This window comes from Maribacter litoralis (assembly GCF_902506355.1).
Classification (GTDB): Bacteria; Bacteroidota; Bacteroidia; order Flavobacteriales; family Flavobacteriaceae; genus Maribacter; species Maribacter litoralis.
In genome coordinates, this window is record NZ_LR733271.1 from 547,795 (window position 1) to 567,568 (window position 19,774).

The 19,774-nt window shown below is 37.2% G+C and carries 6 protein-coding genes; 1 reads left to right on the top strand and 5 read right to left on the bottom strand.

Going from position 1 to position 19,774, the window contains the following annotated elements; all coding sequences use genetic code 11:
• Positions 1 to 290: 290 nt before the first annotated feature.
• From EXIGUO8A_RS02225 to EXIGUO8A_RS02245, 5 genes are all read right to left on the bottom strand, one after another.
• Positions 291 to 5,894, bottom strand: a complete 5,604-nt coding sequence (locus EXIGUO8A_RS02225; RefSeq protein ID WP_159301779.1) for an FG-GAP-like repeat-containing protein — start codon at positions 5,892 to 5,894, stop codon at positions 291 to 293.
• Positions 5,895 to 6,146: 252 nt separating this feature from the next.
• Positions 6,147 to 10,598, bottom strand: a complete 4,452-nt coding sequence (locus EXIGUO8A_RS02230) for a Calx-beta domain-containing protein (RefSeq protein ID WP_159301780.1) — start codon at positions 10,596 to 10,598, stop codon at positions 6,147 to 6,149.
• A 274-nt stretch (positions 10,599 to 10,872) separates the two neighbouring features.
• On the bottom strand, positions 10,873 to 12,813 hold the full coding sequence (locus EXIGUO8A_RS02235) for an OmpA family protein (protein ID WP_159301781.1): 1,941 nt from the start codon (positions 12,811 to 12,813) through the stop codon (positions 10,873 to 10,875).
• Between the two features lie 15 nt (positions 12,814 to 12,828).
• Positions 12,829 to 13,782 (bottom strand): PorP/SprF family type IX secretion system membrane protein, encoded by a 954-nt coding sequence (locus EXIGUO8A_RS02240; RefSeq protein ID WP_159301782.1) that lies wholly within the window; start codon positions 13,780 to 13,782, stop codon positions 12,829 to 12,831.
• A 13-nt stretch (positions 13,783 to 13,795) separates the two neighbouring features.
• Entirely contained in the window at positions 13,796 to 17,656 is a 3,861-nt protein-coding gene (locus tag EXIGUO8A_RS02245) for an Ig-like domain-containing protein (protein ID WP_456085615.1), read from the bottom strand.
• Positions 17,657 to 18,160: 504 nt separating this feature from the next.
• On the opposite strand from EXIGUO8A_RS02245, the gene EXIGUO8A_RS02250 reads away from it, so the two are divergent.
• Positions 18,161 to 19,750, top strand: coding sequence for a peptide chain release factor 3 (locus EXIGUO8A_RS02250; RefSeq protein ID WP_159301784.1), 1,590 nt, complete (start codon positions 18,161 to 18,163; stop codon positions 19,748 to 19,750).
• Positions 19,751 to 19,774 lie beyond the last annotated feature (24 nt).

Sequence of the window (19,774 nt, forward strand, 5' to 3'; positions counted from 1 at the left end):
AGCCAATATTTATGACATATAGTCTTATAATTATGAGGTATAGAGTTGTTAAAACTTTGCAAATTGTTATTGTCGTTCGTCGAGTATAGACTGTTATTCGGGTAGTTTTTGGTGCTACAAAAAACCATGGACTTTTTGTTTAGGGTTAAAAAATGTGATAAATCATTTAATGAAAACCTTACCATTTACAGCTAGTGGTACTATTTTCAGCTTAAGCTTTTACGCCATTAAAAAATGAATGACATAAAAACCGCTACCTGTAAAAATTATATAAGAGCCTAACTGGTGTTCTAATTTGGTTTTATACGGTAAGTAATCCTTCTATTTGTAATAACCGTCCTTACTTTTACATTTAATAAAGCCGCATTTGATGGTGTTGCAGTACACGTTGTACTAGAGTTTGAAGCAAGTAATCTATAAGAATAGCCATCTTTTTGCTTTGGTACATTTAATACGGTTAATGTAGATGTTTGTGTACCAGAATGTTCAGAATCATCCAAGAGATCAACAAAGCTGACCCCGTCACTACTTACTTGCCATTGGTAGGTATCAGCATTGTTTACATTAGTTGTAAACTGCGCATTTTCACCGGTTAAAACTGTTTGATTTACAGGCTGTGCAATAACCGAAACTTCAGGAGTCGTATGAATTTCATATTCTCCCAAATCTATCGGACAAGCATTATTTCCCCATCTAACCCAAAGTGAATATGTTCCAGCCGAAAGATCGGAAAACGTATAGCTTCCAATATTATCGGACGCACTGGTATAATTTGCCCCGTCATCTATACTAAACTTAATGCCTGTTCTATTTGGATGGTCTGGAAAATTAAAAGTTATAGCACCATTGTCCTCTCCACAACTTATATTGTCTGCGTCTATAGTTATCGTTGGATTTGAATATACCGTAACATTCACCGTATCTGAATCGCTACAACCATTACCATCTGTAACGGTCACCGTATAAGTTACAGTTGTGTTTGCACTTGAATTTCCTGCGGGACTTACCGAAATAGTAGGTGAAGTGTCTCCCGTACTCCAAACATAAGAATAACCCGATCCACTGCCGCCAGATGCCGATGCCGTTAAAGTAACCGATTCACCATCACAAATCGTTTGATTAGAACCTGCATTTGCTAACGGAGGCGAATTCTCAATAACACTTACCGCCGTTCTTGTACCGCTAACACATCCTGTTGCGTTATTTCTTGCTTCGGAATAATAGGTTCCTGCTACAGATGGCTGGTATGTTAAACTACCGCTTTCTAGTAAATTTCCTCCAGAGGATGCATCATACCAATCTATTGTTACCGTACCACCACTTGTACTCGCAGAAATCTCTGGGATGGTGTCACCTTGGCAATATGATTCATCACCATCGCTTGTTGGCGAATCTACTACCGGACAAACACAGTTTGGTGCCGTTACCGGTAAATCGCTACTACAGTTGCCCTGCGTTGCCGTTACAACGACATTTGTACCATCTGTTACATCTGCTATTCTCCAAACATTGCCCGATACGTTGCTTACCGTACCCTCTGTAGCCGTTACTGTACCACCGGTTACAGTTACTTCAAAAGAATATGTAGTTGGTTGAAACAATCTAAAATTACAACTTGGTGAACTGCTGACCGTTATAGTTGGAGTTGGCGCTACCGTTACAACAACTTCATCGGTATCGGTACAACCACTACTATCTGTAACGGTTACCGAATAATTGACCGTTACATCTCCACTTGTATTACCTGAAGGAGAAACTGTTATTGAAGATGTGGTATCTCCCGTACTCCATAAATAACTATAACCGCTTCCACTACCTCCCGTTGCCGAAGCTGTTAGGGTAACAGATTCACCGTCACAAATAGTTTCGTCTTCACCTGCATCTGCCGTGGGCACTCTAACGCTCAATACCGCCTCATCTGATATGGTGTCTTCACACACATATGCCGAATTGGATATTACAACCCTATATCTATTATTATGATCTGATAAAGTAGGATTGGTTATATTTAATGTAGCCGTGTCCGTACCGGAATATATTCCTCCTTCCGAAATATTCGTCCAACTTCCACTAACAAATTCTTGCCATTGGTATTCATCTCCTGATGAATTAGTTACACTGAATGTTGCCGAACCTCCGGGACATGCATTTGCATCTACCGGTTGATACGTAATAACAGGTGCTGCAGCAATTTGTAAGAAATCATAATTACCGTCATTATCCCCATCGATAGGCTCATCATAAGATGCAGACGACACCAAACCATTTGCATTTACCGTTGGTGTACCTGATCCGTACATACCATTACCATCTGAATCGGATGATGTATCTGCATAAGCTTCATCCGCATCATTACAACCATCACCATCACTATCATCATCTAAATGATTAGGGTTTGCATCACCGTCTAAATTACCGCTTCTACAAGCTGTAATACCAAAAGCAACATCGTCAAAAATAGAATATGTTTGCGAAGAGTTATTAATTTGTCCATATACATAAAAACGAAATGTATACTGTGTATTTGCTTTTAAGTAAACCGGTGCTGTTGCCAAATGCTGAAAACTAGCGTATGATAACCCATTATCTGTATGATATACATCTGTTGACAACGTATTCCAAACATTAGAGCCCGTTATTGTATATGCAGTCGCTGAATAATAAGAATCCCCTTGGTTTGGCAAATACCAGCCAGAACGTATTTCATTTAACTCAAAAGAGGAAACCTCAGCGCTAGTAGTAAATGAAACTTCTATATAGTCATTATTATGAACTGCTTCTTCTTTTGTTTGGGAAGTAAAACTTTCTATTCTAATATTACTGCCCGAGATATTAAACTGTGAACCGTTTAATACCATTGTTTCTGTATCGCTTAATGCCCAATCACTAATTTTTGCATCATAATTGGTATCCATTTCTAGATTTCCTGAAGGATTATTTAAGGTCCAAGCAAATTCATTTGACACATTGTCTATAGATTCTTCACAATCCGAAATACCATCATTATCATCATCTAAGTCGCACCCGTCCGGAACTCCATCGTTATCACTATCAATAGCATCATCAAAATAAGGACATTTATCATTTGCGTTATTGACACCATCCCCATCATCATCACATAAACCAGAAGTAACCGTATAATCATCAGCGCTACCTTTTCCTTGCCCACCACTAACGGCAGTCGGGATTCCGTTTTCATCCACAGGACCAGCAATACTACCATCGCCGTTTAAATCGGAAAAATCTAAACTACCTGAACCCTCTAAAGCATCAAAACATCCATCTCCATCACTATCTAAATCGTAATTATCTACAATGCCATCTCCATCAATATCACCACAACCTGTTGAAAGTTCTACATTATCAACATACATTCTATCATGATTAGTTTGCGTAGATACACCATTAAATCTAAGTTCTATAGAACTAGATGAAGGAGTGAACGAAAACGTTCTTGTTGCCATATTCAAGGAAGCGTTGCCATTTTGAGCCCTACCACCATTTGCTGTCACTATTTGATTTGAAGTCTCGTTAAACTGAACCACTCCGTCTATTAGTACATTTAAGGTAACTTCACGACCATAGCTATTATCGGCTCCCAAATCAAAAGTTATAGTATTTATAACTCCAGGAGTTACACTAATTGTCTGATAAAAACTGGCAGTGCCTGTTCCGTTCCAATGAGGAAACCAAGCCCTATCGGCATTCATATTCCATTGATTCCCATCTCCCGTCCACCCTGGGGCATTAAAAATCCAATTTGAAAAATCTCCGTTATCTACCAAATTCGAAGATATATTACATTCGTCTGAATCTAAGATTCCGTCATTATCATTATCCAAATCACAAACATCGTTAATACCATCACCATCTGTATCTATGCCTGTAGGATCGGTACAAGGTTCATATATACGCACTGTTGCAGTATCACTTTTTCCTAATGACGGACAAAGAGAATCTGTTGAGTCTGTAATCGTATAGTCAAAAGTAGTTTCACCAGGAAAAGGGGTTGCCCCGCTATAGGTATAAGTTACAAGTCCGTTTTCCGCGTCATCAATAATTACGGAACCTACGGATGGCTGTGTAACACTTTCTATTGAAAAATTATCTCCATCTGCATCAGAATCATTATCAAATAGATTAATTTGAACAGAAATTGTATTTCCATATGACACCTGTTCTACATCATCATTAGCCTCGGGAGCATTTGGATTTTCTATTGCTTCTGCATCTGTGGTAGTTAACGTATAGTGATTGGTACCTGCAATGGTACTTGGCTGTGCAATAGCCGTTGCGATAAGTCTTGAATATCCACTTGGATCTGACGCATCATAGAAATTAGGATAGTGAACTTCTATAATATAGGTTTCATTTTCACCTAAAGGCAAGCCAAAATGTACTTCCTCTGGTTGTTGGGTACCATGACCATATACACCGTTTACCTGTCTTAAGCCGCTAATAATATTACCCGAACAATCTCTGATCAATACATTTGTACCAATAGCTACCCTACCTAAAAAGCCTCCGGTTGAGCCATTAGCTCCTCTATCCTCCGTAACATCTATCAATAAGTGATTGTTTCGATTTGCTGCCGGTAAATTATTAATATATAGTTGGTTTGCGCTATTGTTTATATTAATGTAAATATCTAAATCACCATCATCATCGACATCGACCATAGTAGTACCCTCACCATCTCTACCAGAATTAAATTGCTGAGAATCTAATGAAAAGTTCATAGCCGCCCCACTGCCTATAACACCTGGAGCGGGAGTTGGACTGTTTAATTGATTGATGTACAAATAACTTCTACTATTACCTACCAGAATAATATCTATATCACCATCATTATCAATATCACCACCGGCCAAAGCATCTATTCGCGCACCTGAACTACCGTTATTTAAATTACTTGGTTGTGGTAAACCAGGAAAAGAACCCGCTCCTAGTGCAGTAAAAACTCCGCCACCATCGTTTCTATGTATCTGTGTTTGTCCGTTTTCCGTCCAGACAGCATCTAAGTCGCCGTCATTATCCAAATCCCAAAGTCCGTTACCACCTTTGTTATTATTTGCCGCCTGACCTAAATCTGCTCCATTAGAAAATGTACCTCCTTGGTTTAAGAAAAAATCATTTTCATCGCGTTTACGCATAAAAATATCAACCCAACCATCATCATTAACATCAGCTGCCGTACCATAATCTCCATCGGTGGCATATTGATTAAGACCAAATTCAGTTACACCGTTACCATTACCGGTGGTAATATGGGTAAACAATGCATTTGGTGCAGGGTTGGTAACGGTATGTGTTGTATGATCAATAAAGTTATTTCGCAATATCTCTATTCCCATATCGTGATTATCAAAAAATACGTCCAAATCGCCATCTCCTTCAAAATCAAAAAAACCGACACCTTCAGAATTAACGGAAGGGACAACAATTGTGGACCCCGACCTACCTATTGTTATAGGAGTATACCCACCAATTCCATCACCAAATGTACCGTCTGTATTTTGAATGAAAATTTGAATAGCCTGTCTGGCATTATTATTACCAGATGAGTTTATCATAAAATCTGGTCTGCCATCGTTGTTAGCGTCTCCCCATACAGCTTGCCTTTCTGCATAGTCTCCTAACATTCCGGGAGCTAAAGTAGATTGCACATTGGTAAATGTATTGTTACCGTTGTTACGCATTAAAAAACTCTTTACTCCAGAACTGTTGTTATTCTCTAGAACGAGAACATCTAAATCACCATCGTTATCAAAATCTGACCATGCATGACCACCATCTTTCCTTTGACCTAAATCCAGTCCAAAAGATACTGCGCTTTCCGTGAAAGTTGTTTGAGCATTTGACTCAACACTACAAAACCAGGCAAGTATAAACATGCCTAAATACTTTAATTTAATTCTCTTAAATAAAGAAAACCCCATGGATATATCTTTGATATGCTGATAGGGGGAATTATAGCATGATTTCTTTATATAAAATTCAGCTAATCTAACCATGGCAAGAAATTAATGTTGCCAAATGGTGTTAAGTTATTGGTTAAGTCTTAAAAAAATGTGGACTAACTCGATAAGCCCAATAAAACACAGAGCTCACAAAGATTTGTTTTGTAAGAAAAAACTTTCTTTAATTTAGTTTCCTTTAATACGGTATGTAATATTCCTATTTGTAATGACGGTGTAAGCTTTAATAATTACTTCTGGAGAAAATTCTGAAGTAGAATTACTTCTAGTACCCGTTGTAGTGATTAAATCTCCCACAGCCGTTCCTGATGGAATTGGAAATACAAACTTGTACTTATTAGTATCATCGGTATTACCATCATCATCTAAATAAGCAGAGGAAGAAGCATCTTGATCATCACTACTACCCTCTACTGCCGTACCAATATAGGTTTGACCTTCCCCGTAATCTTGAGTAAGTCCCAATTGATTATCACCCAATGTCGCTGTGCCCTCATTTACATCTGTAAAGAACACTTCTATTGTACTACCAGGAGATGCCCAACCTGTAACTACTAAATTAGAGCCTGAGATAAAAGCAGAGTTTATTATCGGAAAGTTTTCTAAGTTATTTGATCCTGTATCTGAATCTGAATTATCGTTAAGCGTTACCCCATCCATACCTAAATCAATACCCAAGCTTGGTACTACAGTTCCATTTGCATAAATGCTGTTCTGGGAAATGGTATTTGATGTACCAGATAAAACAACTACACCTTCACTACCGTTAGAGTATATTCTATTCTGCTCAACAACAGAACCATTGGTTGAGAGCTTTATAGCCATACCTTCATAACTACCGCTACAATTACCTCCATTTTGACCTGATAACAATATATTATTGTTAGAGATCGTAACCCCATCTACATTGTCAATTTCAATTCCGGAAGATGCTGCATTTTCAATTAAATTCTCTTGAATAATTATAGTACTACCATCTTCAACCAAAATATTATCTGCACATGCAGAGCTACCATTAGCTTCTAAATGATTAAGCTGAATTGTACTTCGTGTACCACCATCTATTAATATACCAGCGTCGGTATTTGATGATATATAATTTGAAAGAGCGGACAACTCACCGCCTGTTTGTTCTATACCATAATCTATATTACCAGAAGCTACACCTAAGGCATTGACACCTAGTAAATTATTAGAAATAGTTGCCGTACCACCTTGTACGCGAATGCCTGCATTATTGTTAGCATACACTGAAACATGCCTTACAGTTACATTTGAACCATTTAACCTTAAAACATCTCCGCCATTTCTATGAACTTGTATTTCTGGTCTATCAAAATTTGGCAAAGCTGTATTTGCAACACCAACTCCTGAACCTCCAGAACCAACTGTTCCAGTATTTGAATCACCTGAATATGCGATCTGAGTTCTACCATCTATTATAGTATTTGTACCCGTAATGACCGTATAGGTATTAGCATTATCCAATAATAAATCAAAATAACCATCTACATTGTAATTTGCATCAGCCGCCCTACCAAAACTATCTCCAATAGGCGGAATCATAAAAATCGACACATCTTCTTCCGCTGCAGGATCAAAAATGGCATTAGGCTCTATATCAAGACCAGTTTCGTCTAAAGTATTACTGTTCAAAATAAATTGTTCAAGAGAACCTTGCCCAAATTCGTTGGTATTTACAATGGTATTAAAGTTAAAACCAAAGTCAATATTGGCAACACCACTACTCTCAATACTTACAAGCGATAAGCTTTGGGAATCATCAAATACGCCTAAAGCAGAATCGCCGATAGCTGTAGGGTCAGCACCCCCTATCTCTGTTAATACTTCAACTGTATTGGTTACATCGCCATAAGTTCTAAATGTCTGTATAGGCACACATGTTGTACAATTAATACCATTATCTCTAGTAGATCTTACCGTAGAGTTTACAAGCTTAACATAATAATCGCCATCGGCCATACCACCAAAACTATAATCACCACTAACATTAGACGTAGTTCTTCTAACAAACGTACCATCATTTTCATATAATTCTACAATAGCACTAGAAATACCAACCCCATTGGCATCGGTCATATTTCTACCTTGACCACCACCATAGTTAATATCTTCAAAAACAGTACCTGCTATTAAGTTTGAAGGGACTTTAAGAACCACAGCCGCAGAAATCAAGAAATCTTGACCTACGTCTACATTTGCAGTTACTTCAGAATCTCCTGGAGAAATATATGTAGAAATATCATACGTATCTAAATCTACACCATATGTTGTATTATCATTATAATCAGGTGTTGTAGTATTGTCATACATGGTAGAATTATAGGCATTATTACCTGTTTGACCCCCATCGCCCGCTAACGTAAAATCTTGATTTGCCTGATTGGTAATCGACAACCTTTCCCCATTGGGGTTTGTGGTACCTGAACTATTACCATCTAGTGTGGAATCTCCTTCCCAGGATAAAAACGATGCCTTGGCACCTGCACCCGCAATCGCATAAAAACTATCTAATGTAAAAGAATTACCTGCATTACTTAAACCATCAAAACCTTGGTAAAGGTTAATATTAACGGCTGGTAAATTGGGGTCCTCATAAAATACGAATAATGTCCAACCTCCTAAAACCGTAGCAGAAGAACAATACGTATTGGAGTTGTCTATTGATAATCCTGAGAAATCAAAAACATTTGTTGAAGGATCTGCAATACCCTCAACAATATCGGTAACATCACTAACATAACCATAAAAGTTTCTGTTCGTTAAAGTCGTTTGATATTGATAATTGGCATTTACGGTCTGCCCTTCAAAAGTTACGGTACCATCTACAACCGTACTTGAATGTGCCCAATATAAATAAGCTTTCTTTATTGTACCCGTATTAGGTATAGGTGCAATTAAAGTATTTGAAGAAGAAGTTGTAATCGAACAGGGGTCTGTATTATTATCATTTGTTCTTAGCGAGCCACCTGTGGTTGAATAATCATAATAACCGTCAAACTCTTGAAACAGTGTAAGTGGATCATTTGCTAAAATTTGAGAGTTAATATAGCCATTTGCAGTATCGCTATAATCGACAGTAGCATATTGGGCCGTTGCATCAGAAAAGCCCACTGTAAAATACTCTACCAATTCTGGCACGCCGTCATCTACAATAGGTACTGAAAATGTCTGCACATTACCTACTTCACCCGTAAATGTTAGTGTACCGTTAACGGAAATATAGTCACTACCGTTATTAGCGGTACCATCGCTAACCATATATTCTACCGTAAACGGGGTTTCCACAAAACCCAAAAACCAAGCATAACCATGTCGATCACGTACATGTGTTACCGTAAAAATAGCACTACCAGAATCTTCATCTACGTATACATCATCAACAACTATCTTTGGACCTGGTGGGGAACAACTAACACTTGCTTGCCAACCGTTACCGGTTGTATTATTATTTGAAGTAAACCTAAAGGTTAAGCAACCATTGGCATTGGTAGCAAAAATTTGTGTTGGTATGTTATCATTGTCGAATTGACCAATTAAAGTTGCCCCAGTACTATTACCATCATATACATATAAGATATCTCCTGGGATGACATCAAATTGATCAAAATTTACTTGAGTGTAATTGTCTGCCGTATCTGGACAAATAGTATAAACTAAATCTTCATTATCGGAATAATTACCAATACCACCAGAATCTAAGAATGTATCATCACAAGTGGTTGCAGAACCGCCATCAGTGATTATTAAGGCATCATTTGCCAGAATAGTTCCAATTGCCGAATCTGAAATATCCACATTTGAATCCGAAGTTGAATTAAAAGACAAACTAAAAGTTTCATCTCCTTCAAAAATGGTATCATCGGTTATAAATATAGTGATAGTTTCAGTATCCCATATTGTTCCATTAAAATTTAGAGTACCGCTTGAAGCCGTATAATCTTGACCAGCTACAGCAGAAATGTTTGTTGTAATATAATCTACACTATATGGTCCACTTGCTGCACTACCTCCATGTCTAACTGTAAAAGTTGCCGTACCTGCGTCTTCATCAACAGTAACATCATCTACAAGAACCTCCGAACCAAAAGTTGCCGTAAACAGGACATTATCAATATAAATTGTATCATTATTTTGCCAATTATTATCGACTGGAAAAAATATTAACGCCGGATTAGAATCAATTTCAGCTGCAGTTAAATTATAAGTAAGAGTACCACTACCACTGTTAATTCTTTGTACAAAATTCCAGTCATTGGTATCTGCATTATATATGAAAACATCAAGCCCCTCACCTCCCGCAGAATTGGCATTATAATCCAGAGTCAAAGTTGCTGAACTAGCTCCTGAAAGTGGAACAAACCGATAAATCCATCCATTATCACTATTTCTAAATCTTAATTGACCACCAGTAATTCTTATATCACCACCCCAAGCACCATTATTATCGTTTTGTTCCAACCAATCTGAACTAAAATTCTGCGTACCTTCATTACTTCCATAAAAAGTACTGGTAAAGGTGTCCAAATAAGTTTCTTGCGCAAAGAAACTAGTGGTACATAAAAAAACTACTATATAAAAATAAAACTTCAATCTCATAATTAAGTCTTAGGGGGAATTTTAATTGCATAACTTAAATACAATCAATTTAATATGTAAAATTAATGATGAGATATTGCAAAGTGTAATTATTGTTGTGAAGTGGGAATTAAACCAAGTGAACACCTTAAATGATGCGGTGTAATCTTAAAATTGTCTTAAAATTAGGACCATTTTGTTTGTTTCTAAATTAATTATCAATCGATTAATCTCGTTATAAACAAAAAAAGCAACTCGTTACTGAGTTGCTTTTCTATTTATTAAGTCAAATACATTATTCCAAAATAATAAATTCAGACCTTCTATTTCGGTCATGTTGAGCTGCAGAGCATTTGACACCATCTTCGCACTCATTTAACAATTTTGTTTCGCCAAAACCTTCACTAACTAGTCTGCTTGATGAAATTCCTTTACCAATCATATAATTAACCGTAGACTCCGCCCTTTTTTGGGATAGCCATAAATTATATTCCTCTGTTCCCCTACTATCAGTATGAGCATTAACCTTCAACTTTAGGCTAGGATATTTTTCCATGGCTGCAATTACCTTTTCTATTTCTACTTCCGAATCTTTTCTAATATTATATTTATCAAAATCGAAATAAATAGTGCTCAACTGAAGTAACTTAGCCAAGTCATCTCCAAAACCAGCAGTAATGCGATCTCTTTCTAAATAAAAATCAATAATTTTCGGTTTTCCATCGGAGACACCTATGTACTCTTCAAACGGTACATAACCTTCCATTAAAGCTCTTACAAAATTTCCTTTGTTACAATCAAGCTCTAGATTGTAATTACCATCGGAATCGGTAATTGCAGATAAAAGTTCAACATTATTTTCATCAATGACTTTAACCGTAGCCCCAACCAAAACTTCATTAGAAATTTTATCTCTTACGGTACCAGTAACTTTTTGTAAACAGTCGAAAGTCAATGGCTTCGTTTCTGTAAAACTATAAATATCATCATAACCTAACCCTTCTTCACGATTAGATGCGAAATAGCCGGTTCTTAACTCTTCATTGAAAATAAAAGTAAAATCATCACTTTGTCCATTTACCGGATCTCCTACATTTAAAACTTTACCGCTAAAATCTTGTCTTAAAATTTTAGTAGCAAAAACATCTAAGCCACCAAGCCCTGGGTGACCATCAGATGAGAAATATAATATTTCCTCACTTGTAACGAAAGGGAATGTCTCCCTAGCTTCAGTATTTATATTGGAGCCTAAATTTACAGGAGTTCCAAACGTGCCGTCCTGATTTATTGAAACCATAAACAAATCTGAAGCACCTAAGGTACCTGGCATATCTGAAGCAAAGAATAGTGTTTTTTCATCTGGACTTAATGCCGGATTCGCAACAGAATATGAATCACTATTAAATGGAAGCTCTTCAATTTCTCCCCAAATACCTTCCTCATTCATTTGGGCTCTTAAAATTTTTAATCGTACAATACCTTTATTATCTTTAACCGTTTTTCTCTTTTCTGAATTATTTCGGGTAAAATACATTGTTTTACCATCTTTGGTAACGACAGATGTAGATTCATGGTAACGGGTATTTACATTTTCTCCAAGTTTTTTTACATTCTCTATCGAAGAACTATCTGCATTAACTTCATATAGGTCTAAAAAATCTTTTGCATTCCAAGTATGTCGATATCTTGCAAAATTACCAGTATCCCTATCGGAAGAAAAAATCAAACCCTCTCTGAAGAAAGAAGGAGCAAATTCGGAATATGGAGAATTATATTCAAAGGATCCCAAAGTATATCTACCAGAATTCTCCTCAATTTCCGACATAAAATCTCTATCCTCAGTAAAGGCAGAGGCACGACCATCTTTTTTAGTTTCCTCTATAAATTTATTCATTATAGATTTAGAGGTATCATATTCCCCGATTGATTTTAACGCTTGAGCGTATTTAAAATAATCTTCAGCGGTAACATCACTAGTATAATCAGAAACTAACTGTTTATAAATACCCGCAGCCTCTTTATAGTCTGCATTGTAATAATATGAATTGCCTAATTTTTGAAGCAAGTCCGCCGAGACATATCCTTTTTCTAAGACTTTTTTATAAATATCTATAGCAGGACTAAATGAATACGACTCAAATTTTTCGTTCCCTTTTTGAATTAGTCGTTCTTGTCCAATAGCTATTCCGCAAAAAGCTATTAAGGTGATTATTAAAAATTTTACTTTATGCTTCATATATAAATTTGCCTTTTAGAAAAAACGTGGTGATACCAATCTTTGAAAAGATTTTACCAACTCATATCTTAAGAGTACTTCAAATGATCCGTCGTTAAATTGTGTACCTCCCAAATCTGTTGTTTCCCTATCATAAGCAAGCCCTATCATAAGCTGGTCAGATACTTGAAAACCAACCATTGCACTTACAGCAGCATCCCACCGGTATGCCGCACCAAAAGTAAATTTTTCATTGAACATAAAATTGGCAGAAACATCAACCTGTAAAGGCGCACCACCGACAACTTTGGTAAGCAATGCCGGTTTAAATTTTAAATTCCCATTAAGATCAAATACATAACCAGTAATCAAATAAAAATTAATTCTTTCTTTTGATAAAAATCTTACGGTATTTGCGTCTTGTTGCGAATTATCAAAATGTTCAGTTTGAAACAAATTTGGAGCAGAAAGTCCTGCATAAAATTCATTAGAGTGATAATACAGACCAACACCAACGTTCGGTGAGAATTTGTTTTCTATATTTTCTGAATTAACCGGCTCTGAATCAAAATTACGCAACTTATTAAAATCAAGATTCAATAAGTTACCGCCAGCTTTAAGTCCAAAAGAAAGTTTTCCTTCTGCAGAAACGTCTATGGTATATGATATTACCGCATCAAAATATGTTTCTTGAACAACACCATCCCCAATTTCATCATTTACAATTGAAACACCATAACCAAGTTTACTATTTCTAATAGGTGATTGAATGTTTAATGTTTGTGTTTTGGGCGCCCCTTCTAAACCTACCCATTGTGATCGGTATAAACCCGTTATACTTAACTGTCCTCTACTACCAGCATAAGCAGGGTTGACACTCATAGTATTGAACATGTACTGAGTATATTGTGCATCTTGCTGGGCGAAAGAAGTACCACAAGCAAGTAGTAAACCTCCAAATAGAATTAAAACTTTATTCTTAATATTCATATTTTATTATCTATTATCTACTAATGTACAGATATTCACTATCCACTTTACTTTCACCTTCAAAGGTAGTATAATCAAAAATATAGAAATAAATTCCGGATGGAAGATATTCCTCAACACTCAAAGTAGATCGTCCTCTTGATCTTCCATCAAATACATTATTTTGATTGTTATAATTCTCGCCCTCATAAACTGCTACTCCCCACCTATTGAATATTCTTAAAGTACTACTTTGTATTTTATCAACACCTCTGATGAATAGGAATTCATTTCTACCATCTCCATTTGGGGTCACAAGCTGATTTACTTCAATTGAATTATCATTTGGGTCAGTAGGATCATCATTGATAATACTTATATCTACTGTTGCTGTATCACAGTTTCCCATTGCATCGCATATAGTATATTCAAAAGAATCTACACCTTCAAAACCATCATTTGGTGAATAGGTTATGGTGTCATCCGAAATATCATCAGGCGTTTCTCCGTCGTTGATTTCCACCGTTCCATTGGAAGGATCGGTCACCGTTAAAGTACCATCTGTCGGAATACCGAAATCATTATCCAATATATCCACTTCAATAGGTGTGTCAACTGGTGTTGAAACCGAATCGTCGACAACATCAAGTTCTTCTAATTCACCCACTGTGATAGTCACCGTTGCAGTATCACAATTACCATCTGCATCGCACACCGTGTACTCTATTACCTCTTCACCCTCAAAACCATCATTTGGTGTGTAGGTTATGGTATCATCAGTAATATCATCAGGCGTTCCTCCGTCGTTGATGTCTACCGTTCCATTGGAAGGATCGGTTACCGTTAAAGTACCATCGGTCGGAATACCGAAATCATTATCCAAGATATCCACTTCGATAGGTGTGTCAACTGGTGTGGAAACTATATCGTCGACAACATCAAGTTCTTCTGGTTCACCTACTGTTATCGTCACCGTCGCAGTATCACAATTGCCTTCTGAATCGCACACCGTGTATTCTATTACATCTTCACCCTCAAAACCATCATTCGGTGTGTAGGTTATGGTATCATCCGTAATATCATCCGTAATATCATCCGTAATATCATCCGGCGTTCCTCCGTCGTTGATGTCCACCGTTCCATTGGAAGGATCGGTCACAGTTAAAGTACCATCGGTCGGAATACCGAAATCATTATCCAATATATCCACTTCGATAGGTGTGTCAACTGGTGTTGAAACCGAATCGTCTACAACATCAAGTTCTTCTGGTTCACCTACTGTTATCGTCACCGTCGCAGTATCACAATTGCCATCTGAATCGCACACCGTGTATTCTATTACATCTTCACCCTCAAAACCATCATTCGGTGTGTAGGTTATGGTATCATCCGTAATATCATCCGTAATATCATCCGGCGTTCCTCCGTCGTTGATGTCCACCGTTCCATTGGAAGGATCGGTCACAGTTAAAGTACCATCGGTCGGAATACCGAAATCATTATTCAATATATCTACTTCGATAGGTGTGTCAATTGGTGTGGAAACTATATCGTCGACAACATCAAGTTCATCAGGGTTTCCTCTATCGGGATCCAGAAAATCGGGAGTGCCGTCTGCGTCACTGTCATCGTTGGTAGGGTCACCGTCCATGTCGACGTCCTCATCGGGAGTATCAACTCCGTCACCGTCATCGTCAAGGTCACGGTAGTTCACGTCCTCGGTACCATCGGTATCGGGCAAGTCGTTCGCAGGGTCATCGATCTCGTCATTGACATCGAAGCCATCGTTTACATCAGAACCTTCGTAACCGTCATCAAGACCGTCACCGTCGGTATCCACACCTGTATAGGCCTGGTCCGGAATACCGTCGAAGTTAAAATCGTTGCCTTCGTTGTTGTCCGGTACAAAATCGTTGTCACTGTCGTCATCAAGGTAATCAACATCGTCGGTACCATCGGTGTTCACTGGTTCCAGACCATCGGGATATGCACTGTTCACACCATCGTTCGAAGCATAGGTTACGGCATCGTCATCGTTGGGGGCGATATAACCATCGGTGCTCTGTGCCTCAACGTTATCGGGAATACCATCATCGTCACTATCGATATCCAAATGGTTAGGTATGCCATCGTTGTCCGTATCCAACGAATCGGTCAATGGATCATTGTCCCCATCCATATTCGGGTCTTCAACCGCATCCAAGATACCATCGTTGTCATCATCAAGGTCCGCACTATCGGGAACTCCATCAACATCGGTATCGGGACCAGGACTATCGGGATCCAGATAATCGGGAGTTCCGTCTGCGTCACTGTCATCGTTGGTAGGGTCGCCGTCCATGTCGACGTCCTCATCGGGAGTATCAACTCCGTCACCGTCATCGTCAAGGTCACGGTAGTTCACGTCCTCGGTACCATCGGTATCGGGCAAGTCGTTCGCAGGGTCATCGATCTCGTCATTGACATCGAAGCCATCGTTTACATCAGAACCTTCGTAACCGTCATCAAGACCGTCACCGTCGGTATCCACACCTGTATAGGTCTGATCCGGGATTCCGTCGAAGTTAAAATCGTTGCCTTCGTTGTTGTCCGGTACTAAATCGTTGTCACTGTCGTCATCAAGGTAATCAACATCGTCGGTACCATCGGTGTTCACCGGTTCCAGACCATCGGGATACGCACTGTTCACACCATCGTTCGAAGCATAGGTTGCGGAATCGTCATCGTTGGGGGCGATATAACCATCGGTGGTCTGTGCCTCAACGTTATCGGGAATACCATCATCGTCACTATCGATATCAACCCTATCTGGATAACCATCTGAATCGGAGTCAACATCCTGACTAAAAGAAATCGTTTGGGGATTCAAAAAATTGTCCAAACATGAAAATTGAATTCCAGATTGCCGAGGTACAGAGGTAGTAAAATTATCAGAAGTTTCCGTTTCAATTCCAAAACGAAATACAAACGTATTTATATTAATGAATTCTACAGCGACATTAACAGATGGATTAGAGTTTGATATTCCATCATATTCCCGCATTCCTCCGTTAATCAAAAGCCCACCTGAAGTGTAATTTATACCGACATCCGTAGGGTTGTCGTAAGTATAACTAGCCGGTGTATCAAATCTATTAAATTCTTGGTATTGTTCGTTTCCATCGACATCTATAAAATTAGCAATCAATTCATCTAAAAACTCATTTTCAATTGTACCTGATTTAACTATTTTAATACGTAAATCGACATATGGTCTTCTTACATCATCTGTAGTCGTAAATTCAATTTCAGGTTTAAAAAATTCCGGATCAACAGAATTTTGGTCAAGTGTACTTATTCTCCCATTAACAATTTCCTCAATGGTCACCAAGGCATCAAGGTTTGCAGTAATATTGGGAAACCTATATACAGCCCCTTCATTTAACGCTGTTCCTTCTTCAAGAATTGGTGCGCTACTAAAATCTAAATTAGGTACAACTTCACAATCAAAATCGGTACTTAATTCAATAGACTCTACACTATCAAATATTCCGTCGTTATCAGAATCTGAATCCAAAAAATCATGTATACCATCACTGTCAGTGTCTACTGGTATCAAACCTTCGCCACTTCCAAACTCTGACTGGTAAACATCATCTAAACCATTATTATCATTATCATCGCCTGTAGCAAGAACCAGGTCTTTAGAAACTTGAGCTTCAATATTATCTAAAATCCCATCGTTATCAGAGTCTACGTCTAAGTAATTAGGTATACCGTCACCATCTACATCTGTAGGATTTGTCAAGTGATTATTATCTCCATCTAAGTTACTATCTTCTCTAGAGTCTATAATTCCATCATTATCATCATCTAAATCATCAACATCTGGCACACCGTCCCCATCAGTATCCATAAAATAGAAACTATCATAATTGTGACTCAAATAATTTCCAGACTTAAATGACAAAGTCAAAAACAAAGTTGATACAACAACGAAAGTTTGAAAGGAAAAAAGGAAATATTTTCTAAAAGTAATTTTACCCATAAGTGTTAGTGTTTTACTAATCACCATGGCAAATGGTAGTGTTTTTAATGTTCTTTATAAGAAAGTGGGGCAGTCTTATTAAAACGTTGCTAAGATATATTAAAATGAATTGAACTCAAATTCTTTTTCGATTAACCCTCAAAATCAATAGTTAATCGGTCAATTAATTAGTTTAATTGATGTAAACAATTTAACATTTATTTAAATACGTTAATTTTTACAATATGGATCATTTTCATGAATAAAATCCAATTCTTAATTTAAAAATGGACTTGTTTATGTATGTTCATATAATATTCCACACCAAAGGATAAGCATGTATTCTTAAATGTTAAGTATCTATTTTATCTTACTTTTGCACAAATTTTTTATATGAGCTTCAAACAAGAAATAGAACGAAGAAGAACCTTTGGTATCATCTCACACCCAGATGCAGGTAAAACTACTTTAACAGAAAAGCTTTTACTTTTTGGAGGTGCTATTCAAGAAGCAGGTGCCGTTAAAAATAATAAAATCAAAAAATCGGCAACTAGTGATTTTATGGAAATTGAAAGACAAAGGGGTATCTCTGTCGCTACTTCTGTACTTGCTTTCAATTATAAAAATAAGAAGATTAATATTCTAGATACTCCTGGGCACAAAGATTTTGCTGAAGATACTTTTAGAACGTTAACTGCAGTAGATAGTGTTATTGTTGTTATTGATGTAGCCAAAGGTGTTGAGGAGCAAACTGTAAAACTGGTTGAAGTTTGTAGAATGCGTAAAATACCTATGCTGGTATTCATTAATAAGTTAGATAGAGAGGGTCAAGATGCTTTCGACCTATTGGATGAATTGGAGCAAAAACTAGGACTATCTGTCACCCCATTAAGTTTCCCTATAGGAATGGGTTATGATTTTAAAGGAATCTACAATATTTATGAAAAGAATATTAATTTGTTTAGTGGTGACAGCAAAAAGAACATAAAGGAAACCATAGCTTTTGACGATGTTACCAACCCAGATTTAGATAAAATAATTGGTAGTAACGCTGCTGCAGAATTACGAGATAATCTTGAATTGGTTTGGGGTGTATATCCAAAGTTCAATAAAGAACTTTATTTGAAAGGAGATCAACAACCTGTATTTTTTGGTTCGGCCTTAAATAATTTCGGAGTTCGGGAGTTACTTGATTGTTTTATTCAAATTGCACCTACCCCTCGTTCAAAAAATGCTGAAGAGAGATTAGTAGAGGCTACCGAAAAAGCTATGACCGGTTTTGTATTTAAAATACATGCCAATATGGATCCTAAGCATAGAGATCGTCTTGCTTTTATTAAAATTGTCTCTGGAACTTTTGAAAGAAACAAACCCTACTTACATGTAAGACATGGTAAAAATTTAAAATTTTCCAGCCCCAATGCATTTTTTGCTGAGAAAAAGGAAATTGTAGATATTTCTTATCCAGGTGATATTGTTGGCCTGCATGATACCGGCAACTTTAAAATTGGCGATACTTTAACCGAGGGCGAAACACTACATTACAAAGGAATACCAAGTTTTTCTCCAGAGCATTTTAGATACATAAATAATGCAGACCCTTTAAAATCAAAACAACTTAATAAAGGAATTGACCAATTAATGGATGAAGGAGTTGCTCAATTATTTACCTTAGAGATGAATGGTAGAAAAGTTATTGGTACTGTAGGAGCATTACAGTTTGAGGTAATTCAATATAGATTGGAGCATGAATATGGTGCCAAATGTAGCTACGAAAATTTCAATGTTCACAAAGCGTGTTGGGTTGGTACTGAAAACAGAAAAACAGATGAGTTCAAGGAATTTGAACGGGTAAAACAAAAATTCTTGGCAAAGGATAAAAGAGGACAATTGGTTTTCTTGGCAGATTCTCAATTTTCTCTACAAATGACCCAACAAAAATACCCGTCGGTCAAGTTACATTTCACTTCAGAATTTGAATAAATAAAAGCCCAATTAAAAATTGGG